The organism is Bradyrhizobium embrapense (assembly GCF_001189235.2).
In the GTDB taxonomy this organism is placed as follows: Bacteria; Pseudomonadota; Alphaproteobacteria; order Rhizobiales; family Xanthobacteraceae; genus Bradyrhizobium; species Bradyrhizobium embrapense.
The window spans coordinates 260,350-277,129 of record NZ_LFIP02000001.1; the positions used below are offsets into that span (position 1 = coordinate 260,350).

General features: G+C 65.2%; 18 protein-coding genes. 8 read left to right on the forward strand and 10 right to left on the reverse strand.

The window, feature by feature from the left end; all coding sequences use genetic code 11:
• Window positions 1-192 precede the first annotated feature (192 nt).
• The 6 genes from efp to AKN83_RS01650 all read left to right on the forward strand — a co-directional run bounded on the left by efp (window position 193) and on the right by AKN83_RS01650 (window position 4,522).
• The gene (efp, locus tag AKN83_RS01630; protein WP_050400634.1) at window positions 193-759 is read left to right on the forward strand and encodes an elongation factor P; all 567 of its coding nucleotides are present in this window, start codon (window positions 193-195) and stop codon (window positions 757-759) included.
• Window positions 760-926: 167 nt separating this feature from the next.
• Window positions 927-2,513 carry a M23 family metallopeptidase gene (locus tag AKN83_RS01635; RefSeq protein WP_050400570.1) on the forward strand — a complete coding sequence of 529 codons (1,587 nt, stop codon included), beginning with the start codon at window positions 927-929 and terminating at the stop codon, window positions 2,511-2,513.
• A gap of 345 nt (window positions 2,514-2,858) precedes the next feature.
• Window positions 2,859-3,011: a hypothetical protein gene (locus tag AKN83_RS40890; protein WP_157113162.1), complete on the forward strand. Its 153-nt coding sequence runs from the start codon at window positions 2,859-2,861 to the stop codon at window positions 3,009-3,011.
• Window positions 3,012-3,200: 189 nt separating this feature from the next.
• Entirely contained in the window at window positions 3,201-3,656 is a 456-nt protein-coding gene (locus AKN83_RS01640) for an Hsp20 family protein (RefSeq protein ID WP_050400571.1), read from the forward strand.
• 391 nt (window positions 3,657-4,047) lie between these two features.
• On the forward strand, window positions 4,048-4,284 hold the full coding sequence (locus AKN83_RS01645; protein WP_050400572.1) for a hypothetical protein: 237 nt from the start codon (window positions 4,048-4,050) through the stop codon (window positions 4,282-4,284).
• 58 nt (window positions 4,285-4,342) lie between these two features.
• Window positions 4,343-4,522, forward strand: a complete 180-nt coding sequence (locus tag AKN83_RS01650; RefSeq protein WP_050400573.1) for a hypothetical protein — start codon at window positions 4,343-4,345, stop codon at window positions 4,520-4,522.
• 398 nt (window positions 4,523-4,920) lie between these two features.
• Here AKN83_RS01650 and AKN83_RS01655 read toward each other — a convergent pair whose 3' ends face one another.
• The 4 genes from AKN83_RS01655 to AKN83_RS01670 form a co-directional block, all read right to left on the reverse strand.
• Window positions 4,921-5,343 carry a chorismate mutase gene (locus AKN83_RS01655; RefSeq protein WP_206600772.1) on the reverse strand — a complete coding sequence of 141 codons (423 nt, stop codon included), beginning with the start codon at window positions 5,341-5,343 and terminating at the stop codon, window positions 4,921-4,923.
• 118 nt (window positions 5,344-5,461) lie between these two features.
• Window positions 5,462-6,355, reverse strand: a complete 894-nt coding sequence (locus tag AKN83_RS01660) for a dihydrodipicolinate synthase family protein (protein WP_050400636.1) — start codon at window positions 6,353-6,355, stop codon at window positions 5,462-5,464.
• A gap of 149 nt (window positions 6,356-6,504) precedes the next feature.
• On the reverse strand, window positions 6,505-7,011 hold the full coding sequence (locus AKN83_RS01665; protein WP_050400574.1) for a cupin domain-containing protein: 507 nt from the start codon (window positions 7,009-7,011) through the stop codon (window positions 6,505-6,507).
• Between the two features lie 36 nt (window positions 7,012-7,047).
• Window positions 7,048-7,527: a carboxymuconolactone decarboxylase family protein gene (locus tag AKN83_RS01670; protein ID WP_050400575.1), complete on the reverse strand. Its 480-nt coding sequence runs from the start codon at window positions 7,525-7,527 to the stop codon at window positions 7,048-7,050.
• An 83-nt stretch (window positions 7,528-7,610) separates the two neighbouring features.
• Here AKN83_RS01670 and AKN83_RS01675 point away from each other — a divergent pair, with 83 nt between their 5' ends.
• Window positions 7,611-8,177 (forward strand): MarR family winged helix-turn-helix transcriptional regulator, encoded by a 567-nt coding sequence (locus tag AKN83_RS01675; protein WP_050400576.1) that lies wholly within the window; start codon window positions 7,611-7,613, stop codon window positions 8,175-8,177.
• Between the two features lie 55 nt (window positions 8,178-8,232).
• On the forward strand, window positions 8,233-9,468 hold the full coding sequence (locus AKN83_RS01680; protein ID WP_050400577.1) for a lytic murein transglycosylase: 1,236 nt from the start codon (window positions 8,233-8,235) through the stop codon (window positions 9,466-9,468).
• 97 nt (window positions 9,469-9,565) lie between these two features.
• Here the strand turns inward: AKN83_RS01680 and AKN83_RS01685 are convergent, their stop codons facing one another.
• The 6 genes from AKN83_RS01685 to AKN83_RS01710 all read right to left on the reverse strand — a co-directional run bounded on the left by AKN83_RS01685 (window position 9,566) and on the right by AKN83_RS01710 (window position 16,751).
• Window positions 9,566-10,381 carry an SDR family NAD(P)-dependent oxidoreductase gene (locus AKN83_RS01685; RefSeq protein WP_050400578.1) on the reverse strand — a complete coding sequence of 272 codons (816 nt, stop codon included), beginning with the start codon at window positions 10,379-10,381 and terminating at the stop codon, window positions 9,566-9,568.
• Window positions 10,382-10,399: 18 nt separating this feature from the next.
• A complete protein-coding gene (gene recJ, locus AKN83_RS01690; RefSeq protein WP_050400579.1) occupies window positions 10,400-12,241 on the reverse strand; it encodes a single-stranded-DNA-specific exonuclease RecJ in 1,842 nt (613 codons plus the stop codon).
• 55 nt (window positions 12,242-12,296) lie between these two features.
• A complete protein-coding gene (locus AKN83_RS01695) occupies window positions 12,297-13,016 on the reverse strand; it encodes a haloacid dehalogenase type II (RefSeq protein ID WP_050400580.1) in 720 nt (239 codons plus the stop codon).
• Between the two features lie 94 nt (window positions 13,017-13,110).
• Window positions 13,111-14,109 (reverse strand): class II fructose-bisphosphatase, encoded by a 999-nt coding sequence (gene glpX / locus AKN83_RS01700; protein WP_050400581.1) that lies wholly within the window; start codon window positions 14,107-14,109, stop codon window positions 13,111-13,113.
• 79 nt (window positions 14,110-14,188) lie between these two features.
• Complete coding sequence (locus AKN83_RS01705) at window positions 14,189-15,508, reverse strand: homoserine dehydrogenase (protein WP_050400582.1); 1,320 nt, start codon at window positions 15,506-15,508, stop codon at window positions 14,189-14,191.
• A gap of 22 nt (window positions 15,509-15,530) precedes the next feature.
• A complete protein-coding gene (locus AKN83_RS01710) occupies window positions 15,531-16,751 on the reverse strand; it encodes an LL-diaminopimelate aminotransferase (RefSeq protein WP_050400583.1) in 1,221 nt (406 codons plus the stop codon).
• Window positions 16,752-16,780: the final 29 nt, after the last annotated feature.

The window sequence follows — 16,780 nt, forward strand, 5'->3', positions numbered from 1 at the left end:
CATTGTCCATGCGCAGCCTCGGCTAGCGGCCTGGATTCGGGCGGCTGGAACGGCCGGCAAACTGCCGAATTCGGCCGCAAAAGACTGGCATCTCAGGGACAAATCAGTATGTTGCAGCCCGAAATCGCCGCCACGGCCGAGGGGCTGCCGGTCCGGTTTGCGCCCCCGCTTCTCAAATTCAGGAAAACACCTTTGAAAGTCATCGCCAGTTCCATCCGCAAGGGCAACATCATCGAGCAGGATGGCAAGCTCTATGTGGTCCTCTCCGCCGAAAACATTCATCCCGGCAAGGGCACGCCCGTCAGCCAGATCGAAATGCGCCGCATCGGCGATGGCGTGAAGGTGTCGGAGCGCTACAAGACCACCGACCAGGTCGAGAAGGCCACCGTCGAGGACCACAATTACAACTACCTCTATGAGGACGCCGACGGCTTCCACTTCATGAACAACGACAGCTACGACCAGGTCCAGGTCTCCAAGGAGATCGTCGGCTCGTCTGCGCCGTATTTGCAGGAGAACATGACCGTGAAGCTCTCGATGCACGAAGGCAATCCGGTCGCGATCCAGCTGCCGCAGCGCGTGACACTGGAAGTGGTGGAGACCGAGCCCGTCACCAAGGGCCAGACCGCCTCCTCGTCGTACAAGCCCGCGGTGCTGTCCAACGGCATCCGCACCGGTGTGCCGCCGCACGTCTCCACCGGCACGCGCATCGTCGTCATGACCGAGGACGGTTCCTACGTCGAACGCGCCAAGGATTGAGCCACGGATCGAGCGCAAGGATTCGAGCGCGAGGCGCGGTGGTATTCGCAACGAACCTTCACCGCGCATCAGGCTGTTGTTAAAGCTCAAACTTTCCGGAAAACTGCTGCACACTTTTCCGAAACTTGCTCTAGTCTCTCACGATCAGACATGACCCGGGGAGTGCGGTGAACAGGACGGTCGTCAGCTTCATCAGTTGCTGGCTGGCACCCCTGCTCTTGCCTCCTCCCGGCGCTCATGCCGACGAATTCCGGACGCCTTCGATCTCGGCCATGCGGGTCGAATGGCGCTCGGTGCTCGACCAGCTCCGGCAAGAGATCACCTCCCGCCCGGCCATCGCCGCCAGCTTCACATTCGCCGGACAGCGCCGCGTTCCGGCCTCCGATCCGCGCGCCGTGCCCGCGCTGGTGCAGCTGAACGCGGTGACGTCGCCGCTGTTCCCCGGCATTGGGCGCAGCCCGATCCCGGTGTTGCTGCCGTTCGACCCCGCAGGCTATCTCGACGCCCGACAGAACGGCGCACCGGCCAGCCTGCCGGTCGCACGCTACCAGGCCGACTTCCGCGCGGCTGACGTCTTTCACGCCGGCGCGTCGGGCTATGACGCGGTGTTCTCGCTCGACCCGGGCGCTGGCGACGGCATGCCGCCGCGGACCTTTGCAAAACCGGTCGAGGTGCAGATCTCGGGCTCGATCCTGGTCTACGACTTCGCCGACCGGCTGGGCGGCAAGGGCGAACCGGTCAAGACGCTGGCCGCGCAGTTTCCGGACCTGCGCCGCTTCATCCGGGAAGGCTATGTCCGTTACGCCTTCACCCGCTTCGGGATTCCCTATGTCGTTTCGATCCAGTGCCTCGACAGCGCGCCGCGGCCGAAGCGGCTGGCCTGCCGCGAGGCCTATCCAGTCGCCGAGCGCTTCCTGAAGGCATTGCGCATCGCCGGCGGAGAGCCGTCGCGGCCGCGCAGCGACGTCGCCTCCGGCATCGCCGAGCGGCCGCTCGCTCAGTCGGCGGACTTCACCTACCGCCCGAGCGGCGACATCGTCGCGGGCAGCGGCAGCCGCAGGCAGCAAGGTGGCCACGCCGACTTCACGGTGTACTCGCAGATCCGCTTTCCGCTGCAGAAAGCGCCGGCCTTCGCGCACTCGCAATCCTTCGCCAGGCGCAAGGCAGGCGCTGTGGTCGACGAGTATCCCTGGCAGGACAATTTCTGCGAGGCGCGCAGCTTCGAGGTCGGCCAATGCGCCAGCGGCTACGGCCATCAGGGCCAGGATATCAGACCGGGCGCGTGTCCGGCCGACAGCAAGAACACTTGCGACCCCAGGCAGCAGGCGGTCGTCGCGGTGCGCGACAGCATCGTGATCCGCTCGGCGCAGCAACAGGCCGCGACATTGCAGGTCAACACCAGCACCGAGCATATCCGCTTCCGCTACATGCACATGAACCCGTCGGTGATGGATGCCGACGGCCTGCTCAACGGACGCCAGGTCAGCGAGGGCGAGAAGATCGGCGTGGTCTCGAACTATCTCGACCATCCCAACGGCACGTCGCGGCATCTGCATTTCGACGTGCAGGTGTTCACACGCGACGGCTGGCTTTGGGTCAATCCCTACACCACGCTGGTGTCGGCCTATGAGCGACTGATCCGCGGCCGCGGCCGCGAGATCGGACCGGAGCCGGGGCCTGCGGCCGCCGTGGCCCATGCCCTGCCCGACGATGTCGTGCATCGCATCGACACCCAGGAAGGCGGCGGCAATTAGGGCGAGCGAACCGCGGTTCGCGGGCGCACTGCCAAAATATCGAAAACAACCCCATGCAAAGTAGCCGGAGGCTGCCGTCATCGGACACGGCAACTTGACACGTCGGGCAACTCAGGGGTATTTTTCCATTATTCCGAAATCGTGCAGCCGCCGCTAGCCTGGGAGCCATGGCCATGGCTCCGTCGACACCACTTTCCGGAACTTCCGTTCCCGTGGGTCACATCGGCCTGCAGGATGGCTGCGGCGCGATCATGGACGATAGCCACGAAACATCACCCCCTATTCGCAGAGCGCTGATGAAGAAGCTCCGCGTGCCAGAGCGGTCACGGCGATCCTCGCAGCGTATTGAGCCGAGAGGCCGGCGCCCTGCTCTGCGAGAGCTGGAACGCGAAGATGTGGGCCGGCGGCGGCTCGGTCGATCCGCTGCCCTCGATCGACTATGCCATCAACGCCGGCTACACGTCTGCGAGACACTCGCGGAGATCCTCGACGGTTTGAGCAGTGGGCGCTCACATGCTGTCGTATTTTTTTTTGCGAAGAGCTCTTGACACTTTCTGAGCCCGATCTAATTCGTGACACGTCGGTCCGCGTGGCCGATCACCTGGACGCCGGTCGGGTCCAGGCGTAACGGGCACCGGTCGTGTCCGGTGCTTCTCATACCCATCTTGCTCTTTGGAGGATTTGGCTATGCGCACGCACGATTTCTCTCCCCTCTTCCGGTCGACGATCGGGTTCGACCGTCTCTTCGATCTGGCCGAGACCGCTCAGCGGGCCACCGAAGACAACTACCCGCCCTACAACATCGAACGACTTGCCGAAGATCGCTACCAGATAGCACTCGCGGTTGCAGGCTTCTCACCGGACGATATCTCGGTTACGGCCGAGCAGAACGTCCTGACGGTCGAGGGCAACAAGGTCGAACAAGCAGACCGCGACTATCTCTATCAAGGTATCTCGACCCGTCGATTTAGGCGGCAATTCAGCTTGGCGGACCATGTCCTGGTGAAGAACGCCGCGTTCGACAATGGTCTGCTCAGGATCGAGCTGGCACGCGAAATTCCGGAAGCGATGAAGCCGCGGCGGATCGCGATCAACGCAACGCAGCCGAACCGGCCGCAACAGCTCGAATCAGCTGCAGCGTGACACACAAGCAGCCGCGTTCGGAACGCCGAGCGCGGCCTCAACATTCAATTCTCGTCTTAGAACGGAGGCAAACATGCGGCCGACGACCGCCGAAGTCATTTGTTTGAGACCTGACCGCAGTAAGGCGCGGTTCAATCATCCCCGGGATGTCCTGGCAGATCTCTCGCTGACCACGGAAGAAAAACGCGCTCTCCTGGCGTCATGGGCCTCTGGTGCTGCCGCAGTCCGGTGTCGTCCGGACTTGCGGGCGCCAACAGAGCGATCAGCAGTAACCATCGACGCTGTTCTCGACGCGCTATGTCGTCTCGACAGCGATCCCCATCGTCCGCCGGGCGGCAAGCCCAATCGACTTCGCTCAACGGTGCGTCCGCTGGCGGCGTAGGAGGGTGATATGACCGACATCAATCTTCCGAAACACATCGTAGACAGAATCGAAGCCCGCTGGTGCGCAAGGCAGGAAAAGCGCGAGATCGTCGACCGCCGGCTCGAACAGCTTCGGGCGTATCGCAACAACATCCGACGGTATCGACGGTTACTCAGCACCAAGCTGAGCGACCTTGAGCGCCAGTTCATCGAACGACGTCTTTCCGAGGAATCCTCGGCGATGGGGGCGTGGCCGCCGACATGACACCTCTATTGCATGAACGGCCATCGCTGAGCGTCGGTAGATGGGAAGGCGCCTCGCCATGAGCACGACGCAGTTTCTGATACGCGGAAGCGAGAAGGTAATCAGTCACTATCAGTTCTTGCTCGACACTGCCAAATCGGATCAGGAACGGGAGAAGTTCGCAAGAAGGATCGACGAAGAGAAGCGCAACCTGGAACGGCTGTACGCTGATCTCCCTCGGGTGGCCCAGGCCGCCTGATCGGGTTGCCCAGGGACAACGTGTGGATGGCGAGGCTCAATGATGAGAACGCCAATTTCGGCAAGAGATCTCGAGTTGATTGCGCTGCGCGAAATACGCAGTCTTCCCGGCGGGGAGCACGTATGCCACGTGGAAATCGTCTCAGCGAATGCGGACTGGAGCCTTCATGCATCGGTACGGGACGGTGCAGATCTCAACCGGATCCAGCACGCGACGAGCGTCACGGCGACCCGCCTGAAGAATCGGTATCAACTGCGAACCGATTGGTGAGTAACGACACGCTATGGAGCGGGACGTCGGCAAACGCGGGGACCGATCCGGCCATAAAGCCGATCAGGACGAACGACGCACCCGCGAGCACGCGCTGGAGGGCGGCCCGCATGGTGAGCCGCGTTCGCCTATTTCTTCCAGGGCGTATCGCCGCGTGCCGCGGCGTCTGCGAAGATGCCCTGCTCGTAGTCGATGAAGGCGCGTACCATTGCGCGATATGCGGCTTCCGCAACCTTCGGCGACAGCCCGTCCGCTTCCGCAAGCGCCATCGCCTTCTTCACGACAGCCTCGGCGCGCTCCGGCGCCTCGACCTGCGCGGGGTTGGCCTTGAAGCGCGCGGCCTCATGGACGTAGCGGCCGCGCTCGGCCATCAGGCGGACGATCTCGCGGTCGAGCCGGTCGATATTGCTGCGCACCTCGCCGAGCGTCTTGCAGCAGGCGCCGTTGTCGACGGTGGGACTGCCCCACAACGCCGGCGCATTGGTCACGGGCTCCTCGGCCCACGCCATCGCGGGGATCAGAAGCGTCAACAGAACCACCGGCAATCGCATCGAACGCCTCCGTGTCAGCAAGCTCGCCTGTCGACGGTTATGCCGATTTTACGCACCGATGGAAGCCACCATGGCGGTCGAGCGACCGCGAACGCCCTTGCGAACCGCGTCGATGCGATCAACCGAAATCCATGCCGGCCAACACGTCACGGACCTTGTTCTGGGCATCCGGGGGCAACGGCAGGATCGGACGCGGAGGCTCTGCCGCACAGATCCTCCTGAGATTGGCGATCGCGTAAGCCACCCGCACGCTCGAGAATGTCTTGAACAGCTGCCAGACCGGTTGCAGCCTCGCGTCGAGCTGCCGGGCCCCGGCGGCATCTCCGCATTCCACGGCACGGACGATGTCGACGCAGATCTTGGGGAACACTCCCGCGAGAACGCTGTACCAGGTCTCGCCACCCGCCAGCAGCGCCTCGGTGCAGTTCCAGTCGGCGCTGTAGCCCAACGAGAAGCCGCTCGGCACCACAGCCCGCAATTCGGCGATATGGCCCGGCACTGCGGCCGCGTCCAGTGCGGGACTCTTCACCGCGACGATTCCTGCAACGTGACTCAAACGGCCGACCAGGTCAGGCGTAAATCGAAAATGCGTCGTGCCCGGATTGTCATAGATGCAGATCGGCAATCCGCTTTCACGCGCCACCGTTTGAAAGTGCTCGAACACCTCGTCATCGGTCAGCGGCGTATAGGACACCGGCGCCAGCAGGCCTGCCGCCGCGCCTGCATCGCGCGCATCCTGCGCCAGCTTCACCGCATCATCGGTGCGCAGCGCACCGACGCCGACCAGGAGCGGCGTCTTGCCATCTGCGAGCGCGGCGGCCACCTGCACCGCACGCCGCCGCTCGTCGCGGCTGAAATAGGGATATGAGCCGGTGCTTCCGAGCAGCCCGATCGAATCCACCTTCGCCGCGACCAACGGCTCCAGCAATGCGCGAAGCGCTCCCGCGTCGACCTGCCCATCCCGGTTCGAGGGCGTGATCGGAAAGGCGGAAAGCCCCTTGAGATTGGCCATCGGTTGCTCCTGTTCGGTGACCGCCGCGCGAACGGCGCCATCGCGTTGCGGTCGGCGCCGCAGCGCCATCAATCACCACGCCCAATTCCGCTTGCAAGGTCCAGTTTGCTGCGGACTTCACGGCAAACTGGTCCAGTGCGCAGCGATGGCTATTCCAGCATCGTGGTCAGTTGCGCGCCCTCGTCGGCGACGAACACCACGATCAGTTCCGCCGGCTCCGTGGTGCTGGCATTGGCCGAGACCATGTGGGTCGAACCCGGCGGCTCGAAGAAGGACTGGCCGACCTTGAAGGTTTCGACCGGCCCGCCGCCGAGCTGGGAGCGGATCTCGCCCTTGCTGATGTAGGCCGTCACCGAGCCCGAATGGCGGTGCGGCGGCGTGAAGCCGCCGGGACCATAGAACACGCGCACCACCGTGACGCGTTTGCCAGCCACGTTGGGCAGCGCATGCGAGGTGATGACCTCGACCTTGTCGAGCGGCGACGCCGCATTGGCGCTGGCGCAGAGCGGCGCGATCACCGCGGAGATCGCATCCATCGGGGTCGGCAAGGCTTTTCCGATTACGAAAGCTGACGCCAGCCCCGCAATCACGGCCAGCGAGACCGCGCGCGGCGGCCGCGCGAATGAAAGAGATGGTGTCATCGCCATCGAGGTCATCGGCCGTTCTCCCTTGTCGATTGCTTTCGCGCCGTCTCACGAAGCCGCCGCGGCCGTCCGCTGCCGGCGCGGCGGCGGCGTCCAGCGATAGGCGGCGCCGAACCGGTTCCAGACGTTGATCGAAGCGATCGCCGAGGTCAGGTAGGTCAGCTCCTTTTCCGAGAATTCAGCGGTGACCTCGGCATAGACCGCGTCGCTGACGCCGTTCGGCAAGGTGGTCAGCGCCTCGGTCCAGGCCAGCGCCGCGCGCTCGCGCGCCGAGAACTGCGCCACCTCGCGCCACACCACGACGAGGTTGAGCTTATCTGTGGGGACGCCGAGGCTCTCGCCTTGCAGGATGTGATACTGCACGCAGAAGGCGCAGCCATTGATCTGCGAGGCGCGCAGCTTGACCAGCTCCAGCAGCTGCTTGTCGAGACCGGCCTTCGCCGCGAACTGGCCGAGCTCACGCACGACGGCGAAGACATCGGGCGCGAGCTTCTCGAAGTCGAGATATTCCTTGCGGGCGTGTGACATCGGCCTGGCCTCATGTTATCAGTATACTGACATATTATCAGAGCTCTGATATAGAGCAAGACGCAGACATTCGCGAAGGCAACATGGCGGGAATGCACAAACGTGGGAAATCCGGTGCCGCTGCGCGGTGGCCGGCGGGAAAAGCACCGGCGGGCAAGGTCGCGAGCGGAGCAGAAGCGGACGCCCTGCCCGCCTCGGCGGTCCCGCCGCCGGGCGAAGGCAAGCGCGGCGAACAAGGCTATCTCGCCTATCTGCTGCGCCAGGCGCATGCCGCCTCGCGGCTGTCGATGGAGCGCGAACTCGAATACCTCGGCGTCACGTCCCCGCAATTCGTGGTGCTGACGATGCTGAAAGCCTATCCGGGGCTCTCCGGCGCCGATCTGGCCCGGGTGGCATTGCTGACGCCGCAGACCGTCAGCGTGATCATCCGCAACCTCGAGCGCGACGGCGCGATCCGCAAGACGCCGCATCCGGTGCACGGCCGGGTGCTGCAATGGACGCTGACCAGCCATGGAACCGGGCTGCTGGAGAAATGCCGGCATATCGCCCAGGCCCAGGAGCGGCGGCTCGCCGCCAGCCTCGATGCCAGATCGGAACAGATTGTCCGGCAATGGCTGTCAAAAATCGCCACAGATTTGCAGGATAGCTAGTTCTTGCGGCGTCATGGCTTTTGGCCCACCCGGACGGCGCCGCTAGACTGGGCGCATGAAACAGCCTGATTCTTTGAATTTCCCTGCCCGCCGCGCCGTGCTGAAGGCAGCACTTGCCGCGGGCGTGACACTCGCCAATCCATTCGGCGCACTGGCAGCCACGCCTGCTGGCTTCGACCAGTGGCGCGACAATTTTCGCGCCCGCGCACTGGCAAAGGGCATTTCGGAGGCGACCTGGAATCGCTGCATGGGACGGGTCGAGCCCGACATGAGCGTGTTCAAGCAGATGCGCAACCAGCCCGAATTCCATGAGCAGATCTGGCAGTACATCAACCGCCGCGTCTCCGACTGGCGCGTCATCCACGGCCGCGAGGCGCTGAAGAAGAACGAGGCGCTGTTCGGCCGGATCGAGCGCGACTTCGGCGTCGAGCGCGGCACGCTGCTCGCGCTGTGGGGTGTTGAATCCGCCTATGGCGATCCGCTGGTGCAGCAGAACCACATGACGCCGGTGTTTCCCTCCCTCGCCGCGCTCGCCTGGAACGAGCCGCGGCGCAAGGCCTATTGGGAAACCGAGCTGATCAACGCGATGAAGATCGTGCAGCGCGGCTGGAGCACGCCCGAGGAGATGAACGGCTCGTGGGCCGGCGCGATGGGCCATTCGCAGTGGATGCCGGAAGTCTGGCTCAATGTCGGCTTCGACTATGACGGCGACGGCAAGGTCTCGCCGTTCGGCCGTCCCGACGACGCGCTCGGCTCGACCGCGAAGTATCTGGTCAATCGCGGCAAATGGCACCGCGGCGAGCACTGGGGCTACGAGGTCCGCGCGCCGGGCGGTGGCGCCAGCGGCAGTCGCACCTATGCGGCCTGGGCCAGCGCCGGCGTCGTGCGCGCCGACGGACAACCGTTTCCGCAGCCGAACGCGTCGGCGCAGCTCTGGATTCCCGTTGCCGGCGGCCCGGCCTTCCTGCTCGGCCCGAACTTCAATTCGGTAAAGAGCTACAATCCGTCGATGAACTACGCGCTGGCGATCTGCCATCTCGGCGACCGCTGTCTCGGCGGGCCGCCCTTCATCCAGCCGTTCCCGGGCTCGGAGCGCGCGCTGACGCTGGCCGAGGTGCAGGAGATGCAGACGCGTCTGACCAAGGCTGGCTTCGACACCGGCGGCACCGACGGCCGCGTCGGCAACGACACCATGCAGGCGATCAAGGATTTTCAAATCAAGGCGGGCCTGCTGCCCGCCGATGGCTACGGCGGGCTCAAGGTGCTGGCGCGGCTGCGGCAAGGCGGATAGCCGCCGCCGTCATTGCGAGCGGAGCGAAGCAATCCATCTCTCCGCGTACGCGGGACTATGGATTGCTTCGTCGCTTCGCTCCTCGCAATGACGGAGACTATTTCGCAGGCTGCCGCACCACGCCGCCGGCGTTCATGCCGCCGTCGATCACGAGCTCGGTGCCGGTGACGTAGCGCGACGCATCCGAGGCGAGATAGAGCACGCCCTGCGCGATCTCGATCGCCTGGCCGGCGCGGCCGAGCGGCGTGGCGAACCTGGCGCGCTCCTCAGGATCGATCGGTGCGTTCTGGCCGGCGCCCGTCGCGCCTGTCGGAATCTTGCCCCAGATCGGCGTGTCGATGATGCCGGGATGCACGGAGTTGACACGGATGCCGTCATTCACCTGCGCGCATTCCATCGCGATCGACTTGGCGAACAGCCGCACCGCGCCCTTGGTCGCGCTGTAGCCGGAGAGCGTCGCTGCACCGCGCAGGCCGGCCAGCGACGACATCATGATGATCGAGCCGCCGCCAGTCTTGCGCATCAGCGGGAGCGAATGCTTTACCGACAGGAACACGCCGTCGATATTGATCGCGGTCTGCCTCCGCCAGTCCGCGAGCGACATCTCGACGATCGAGGGCGCCCCGATGCCGATGCCGGCGTTGGAGACCATGATGTCGAGGCGGCCATAGCGCTTGCCGATTTCGGCGACGACCTCGATCCAGCGCTCCTCGCTGGTGACATCCTGCGGCAGGAAAAGCACCTCGCGGCCGGCCTTCTTGAGCCGCGCGGCGAGCTCGGGTCCCCGCAACTCGTCGATATCGGTCGCAACGACCGTCGCACCTTCCTGCGCGAACAATTCGACGATCGCCTCGCCGATACCCGACGCGCCACCGGTCACCAGCGCGACCTTGCCTTCAACCTGTCCTGCCATGTCCACTCCCGACGTTTCTTATCTGATCACCGCCGGGCCCTGATCCGGTGCCGCGACGTCGAGGACACGGAATTGCACACGTTCGGTGCCTTGCCAACGGTCGACTGCCAGAGAGCCCGCCACGTGCAATTGCTGGCCGCGATTTTGCGTCAAGGCGCTGCCGAGCTTCTGTCCGACCGAGCGGAATGCGATACCGTTGACGATGGAACCATCGCCGGACTTGAAGCGCAGCCGCAAATGCGCCTGCCCGACCTCGTCGGCATAGACCAGCTGATGCGACGGCAGCGCGATCACCGGCTCCGGATTGGCGGCGCCAAATGGTCCCGCCCGATTGAGCGTCGCGGCGAATTCCGGCGTCACCGCGCGCGCCGTCACGGCGCCATCGATGAACAGCTCGTTCTCGTGGCGCGAGTTGGCGACGTCGGCTGCCAGCGCGCTTTCCATGTAGGCGCGGAATTCGGCGAGCTTCTCCTTGCGTAGCGTGACGCCGGCCGCCATCGCGTGGCCGCCGCCCTTCATCAGAAGGCCGTCATGCACCGCCTGCCGCACCGCTTTGCCGATGTCCACGCCGCCGATCGAGCGGCCCGATCCGGTGCCGATGCCGCCCGGCTCGAGCGCGATCGCAAACGCCGGACGCGCGAACTTCTCCTTCAGCCGCGCCGCGACCAGCCCGACCACGCCGGGATGCCAGCCTTCCGCCGCAGTGACGATGACGGCGCCCTTGTCCTCGAGCCCGAGCGCGGCCAGCGCCTCGGCTTCGGCCTGCGCCTCGGCCGCCTGCTCGATCACCCGCCGCTCCGCATTGAGGCGATCGAGCTCGGCCGCGATCCGCGCGGCCTCCGAGACATCGCCTTCGAGCAGCAGCCGCACGCCGAGGTCGGCGCGTCCGATGCGGCCACCGGCATTGATGCGCGGCCCCAGCATGAAGCCGAGATGCCAGGCCTCCGGCGGGCCATTGAGCCGCGCCACATCCATCAGCGCGGTGTGGCCGACATGGTCGCGGCGCCGCATCGCGATCAGACCCTTGGCGACGAAGGCGCGGTTGAGCCCGATCAGCGGCGCGACGTCGGCGACAGTGCCGAGCGCGACGTGATGCAGCACGCTGAGCAGGTCGGGCTCCGGCATCACGCTGGTCCAGAAGCCGCGCTGGCGCAATTCGCGGTTCACCGCGACCAACGTGACGAACACCAGACCGACGGCGGCGAGATGACCGAGCCCGGAGAGGTCGTCGGGCCGGTTCGGATTGACCAGCGCGTCGACCTCGGGCAGTTCGTCGCCGGTCTGGTGATGATCGATCACCACGACCGACATGCCGAGCTTCCTGGCTTCCGCCAGCGGCTCGATGCTGGTGGTGCCGCAATCGACCGTGACGAGCAGCGTCGCGCCCTTGGCCGCCAGGGCGCGGACGGCGTCGACGTTCGGACCGTAGCCTTCGAAGATGCGGTCTGGGATGTGGATCAGCGGGTCCAGCCCGCAATGGCGCAGATGCCAGGTCAGCAACGCCGCCGAGGTCGCGCCGTCGACGTCGTAGTCACCGAAGATCGCGACCTTCTCGCCACGGACAGCGGCATCCGCGATCCGCTTGGCCGCATGCTCCATCTCGGTGACGGTGTGCGGGTCCGGCATCAGCTTGCGGATGGTCGGATCGAGGAAATCAGGCACCTCGTCGATCGCGACGTCGCGGCCGGCCAGCACGCGGGCCAGCATTTCCGGCAAATTGTGCCGCTGCACGATGGCGAGCGCCCGCGCCGCCCCGCGCGCATCCAGCCGGTCGCGCCAGAGCTTTCCGGTCAGCGACCGCGCCACGCCAAGGAACGCCTGCGGCACCTCGACGGGCAATGCGGATGCGTGGAGCGTCATGATTCCTTTCCAATCAGGCAGGAATCGTAGCGCCTCAATGAATCCCAAGCCAGTTCTAGCAACCCATCCGGGTGGCGATTTCCCCGAAATCCTTGGCTACGATGTCCCAGCTTCCGGTGGCCTCGAAATCGACTTTCTGCAACGGACCGTATTCGGTCGGCCGCGCCACGAACGCCGTCTTCAGGCCGTGCTTCTGGGCATGCTTCAGATCGTAATTGTGCGCAGCGACCATCATCACCTGCTCCGGCGGCAGGCAGAGCAGCTTCGCGGCGCCGAGATAGGTTTCCGGATCGGGCTTGTAGTGCTCGAACAGTTCGGCCGACATCACGAGGTCCCAGGGCAGGCCTGCGAACTTCGCCATGTTGGTGAGCAGGGCGACGTTGCCGTTTGAGAGCGGCGAGATGATGTATTTGCTCTTCAGCCGGGTCAGTCCGGCGACGCTGTCGGGCCACCCGTGCAGGCGGTGCCAGCCCTTCGTCAGATGCTGCAAATCGTCCTCGGAGAGGCCCTTGATGTCGAACTGCGTGACCAGCTTGTCCAGCGAGCGGCGGTGCAACTCATCGAGGATGACGTAGCCGTTCTGCGGATTCTTGCGCACCTCGTCCATCGAGGCCGCGTAGACCGCGCGCCAGCCATCGACCAGCGCCGTCCAGTCGGCCTTGATCCCACGCTTCTCGCCCCATGTCGTGAAATCGTTGATCAGGCTGGTGCGCCAGTCGACCACGGTGCCGAACACGTCGAACACCAGGGCCTTGACGCCGGAAAGATCGGACATGGGTGCTTCCCCTTTTGTTGTTCTTGCTTGCGCTAGATCTCTCCTCGTCATTCCGGGATGCACCTCTTGGCGCAGGCCCGGAATGACGTGTCTGTCAATCCAGGTGGAATTTCTCCAGCTGGCGGTGCTCGGCCTTGATGTAGCGCACGGTGCCGGTGACGGAGCGCATCACGACCGTCTCGGTCTCGATCACGTCCTTCTTGAACTTCACGCCTGACAGCAGCGAGCCGGTGGTGACGCCGGTGGCGGCGAACAGGCAGTCGCCCTTGGCCATGTCCTCGATGCCATAGATCATCTTCGGATCGAGGACACCCATCTTGTGGGCGCGCTCGCGCTTCTCCTCGGTGTCGAGGATCAGGCGGCACTGCATCTGGCCGCCGATGCAGCGCAGCGCGACGGCTGCCAGCACGCCTTCGGGCGCGCCGCCGGTGCCGATATACATGTCGACGCCGGTCTCATCGGGTTTGGCGCAGTGAATGACGCCGGCGACGTCGCCGTCGGTGATCAGCTGCACGGCAGCGCCCGTCGAACGCACGCTGTTGATGATGTCGGCATGGCGCGGACGGTCGAGCACCAGCACGTTGATGGCGGTGGGATCGACGCCCTTCGCCTTGGCGAGCCGGCGGACGTTGTCGGCCGGCGGCGCGTCGAGCTCGATCACGTTCTTGGCGTAGCCCGGACCGATCGCGATCTTCTGCATGTAGACGTCGGGGGCGTGGAGAAGCGTGCCGCCGTCGGCCATCGCCATGGTGGCGATCGAGCCCGGCATGTTCTTGGCGCACAGCGTGGTGCCTTCGAGCGGGTCGACGGCGATATCGACCTTGGGGCCGGCATTGAGGCCGACCTTCTCGCCGATGAACAGCATCGGCGCCTCGTCGCGCTCGCCCTCGCCGATCACCACCGTGCCCTCGATCGGCAGCTTGTTGAGCTCGCGCCGCATCGCGTCGACCGCGGCCTTGTCGGCGGCCTTCTCCTGGCCGTGGCCGCGCAGCCGCGCGGCCGACACCGCCGCGCGCTCCGTCACGCGCACGATTTCGAGCGTCAGGATGCGCTCGAGCAGCATCTGCGGCGGAACGGAAATATGGGTCGACATCGGCGTACTCCTTAAGCCTTTGGGACAGGCCAGCCTGCCCGCATCAATCGTCTCACGCCCGACCCGTTCAGGCCATGCGCTAGTTTTTCTCGATCCGGATCACCTGCGGCCGGCCGCTGATGACCTTATCGCGCTGCACTGCGGCCAGCGCACGATGCACCGCATCCTCGCTGGTCGCATAGGTAATCAGAATGACCGGGACCGGTGAAGGTTTTTTGGCCGCTCCGTTCACATCGACGCCATCCGGATGCCGCTGCACGATGGACTCCAGAGATATCTTCTGTTCCGCGAGCCGGGTGGCGATTGTTGCGGCAGTGCCTGCAAGATCGCGCGCCATCAGGCGGATATAGTAGCCACCCTCGTGGCGTTCCATCGGCGCCTTGGTGGTGTCGCGCAACCGCTCCACTGGACGCCCGAACGGCTTGGCACGGATGCCGCGGGCGACATCGGCGATGTCGGCGACCACCGCCGAGGCGGTCGCGCCACCGCCGGCGCCGGGGCCGACCAGCGTGATCGGGGGAATCCCCTCGCCGTCGATTGCGACGGCATTGGTGACGCCCATCACCTGCGCGATCGAGGATGATTTGGGCACCATGGTCGGATGCACGCGCTGCTCGATGCCCTTTGCGGTGCGCACGGCAACCCCGAGCAGTTTGACACGGTAGCCGAGTTCCGATGCGGCCTTGAGGTCTTCCGGCGTGATCGAGGAGATGCCTTCGACATAGACCGCGCTTTCCGCGACCTTGGTTCCGAAAGCGAGGCTCGCCAGGATCGCAAGCTTCTGCGCGGTGTCGTGACCATCGACGTCGAATGAAGGGTTGGCTTCGGCATAGCCGAGCCGCTGGGCGTCCTTCAGGCATTCCTCGAACGACAAACCCTCCTGCTCCATCCGGGTCAGGATGTAGTTGCAGGTGCCGTTGAGGATGCCGTAGACGCGGTTGACGCTGGTGCCGGCGAGGCCCTCGCGCAGCGTCTTGATCACCGGGATCGCCGCACCGACCGCCGCTTCGAAATTCAGCGCGCCGCCGTGCTTCTCGGCCGCGGCGGCAAGCCGCAGCCCGTGCTTGGCGATCAGCGCCTTGTTGGCGGTCACGACCGACTTGCCGGCCTTCAGCGCGGTCTCGATCGCGGACAGCGCGGGATCGCCGGCGCCGCCCATCAACTCGACGAAGCAATCGATGTTGGGATCCTCGGCCAACGCTTGCGGGCTCTTCGCCCAGGCGACGCCGCGCAGGTCGAGGCCGCGCTTCTTGGCTTTCGAGCGCGCGGCGACGGCGACGACGCGCACGGGCCGGCCGCTGCGCTCGGCCAGCGCCCGTCCTTGCGTTTCGATGAGGCGGACGACATCGGCACCGACGGTGCCGAGCCCCGCTATGCCCACGTTCAGGGGTGCGACCATGAGATAAAGCAACCTGGAAGGATTAGCGTCGGTTGGCGAGAGGAACGACGTTGTGCAACGTTTCGATGCCGCTTTCAAGGAAGCGGCGCACGCCGCGCGCGGCCTGCCGGATGCGCTGCTCGTTCTCCACCATCGCGATGCGGACATAGCCTTCGCCATGCTCGCCGAATGCAACGCCGGGCGACACCACGACGCCGGATTTCTCCACCATCAGGGTCGCGAACTGCATGCTGCCGACCGTCTCGAATGCCTTGGGCAGCGGTGCCCAGGCGAACATCGACGCCTGCGGCGGCGGAATGTCCCAGCCGGCGCGGCCAAATGACTCGACCAGCGCGTCGCGGCGCTTGCGGTAGGTGTCGCGCATCTCGCGGATGCAGTCATCGGGGCCGTTCAGCGCGGCGGTCGCCGCCACCTGGACCGGCGTGAAGGCGCCGTAATCGAGATAGGATTTGACCCGCGCCAGCGCCGCGATGATGCGCTCATTGCCGACCGCAAAGCCCATGCGCCAGCCGGCCATCGAGAACGTCTTCGACATCGAGGTGAATTCGACCGTGACGTCGAGCGCGCCGGGCACCTGCAGCACCGACGGCGGCGGATTGTTCTCGTCGAAATAGACTTCCGCGTAGGCGAGATCCGACAGGATGAAGATGTCGTGCTTCTTCGCGAACGCGACCAGATCCTTGTAGAAGTCGAGGTCCGCGACATAGGCGGTCGGGTTCGATGGATAGCAGACGATCAGCGCGATCGGTTTCGGAATCGAGTGCTGGATCGCCCGCTCGACCGCCTCGAAGAACTGCGGCGTCGGCTCCGACGGCACCGAGCGAATCACGCCGCCCGCCATCAGGAAGCCGAACGCATGGATCGGGTAGCTCGGATTCGGGCACAGCACGACGTCGCCGGGCGCGGTGATCGCCTGCGCGACGTTGGCGAATCCCTCCTTCGAGCCGAGCGTCGCAACCACCTGGGTATCGGGGTTCAGCTTGACCCCGAAGCGGCGCCCATAATAGGCGGCCTGGGCCTTGCGCAGGCCGTTGATGCCACGGGAGGCCGAGTAGCGGTCGGTCCGCGGCTTGCCTAGCGTCTCCTTGAGCTTCTCGATCACATGCGGCGGGGTCGGCAGGTCGGGGTTCCCCATGCCCATGTCGATGATGTCGGCCCCGGCATTGCGCGCGGCCGCCTTGGCCTGGTTGACCTTCTCAAAGACGTAAGGCGGCAGACGGCGAATGCGGTAAAAATCTTCCATGGGACCCTTGCTCCGACAACCGCGATGCC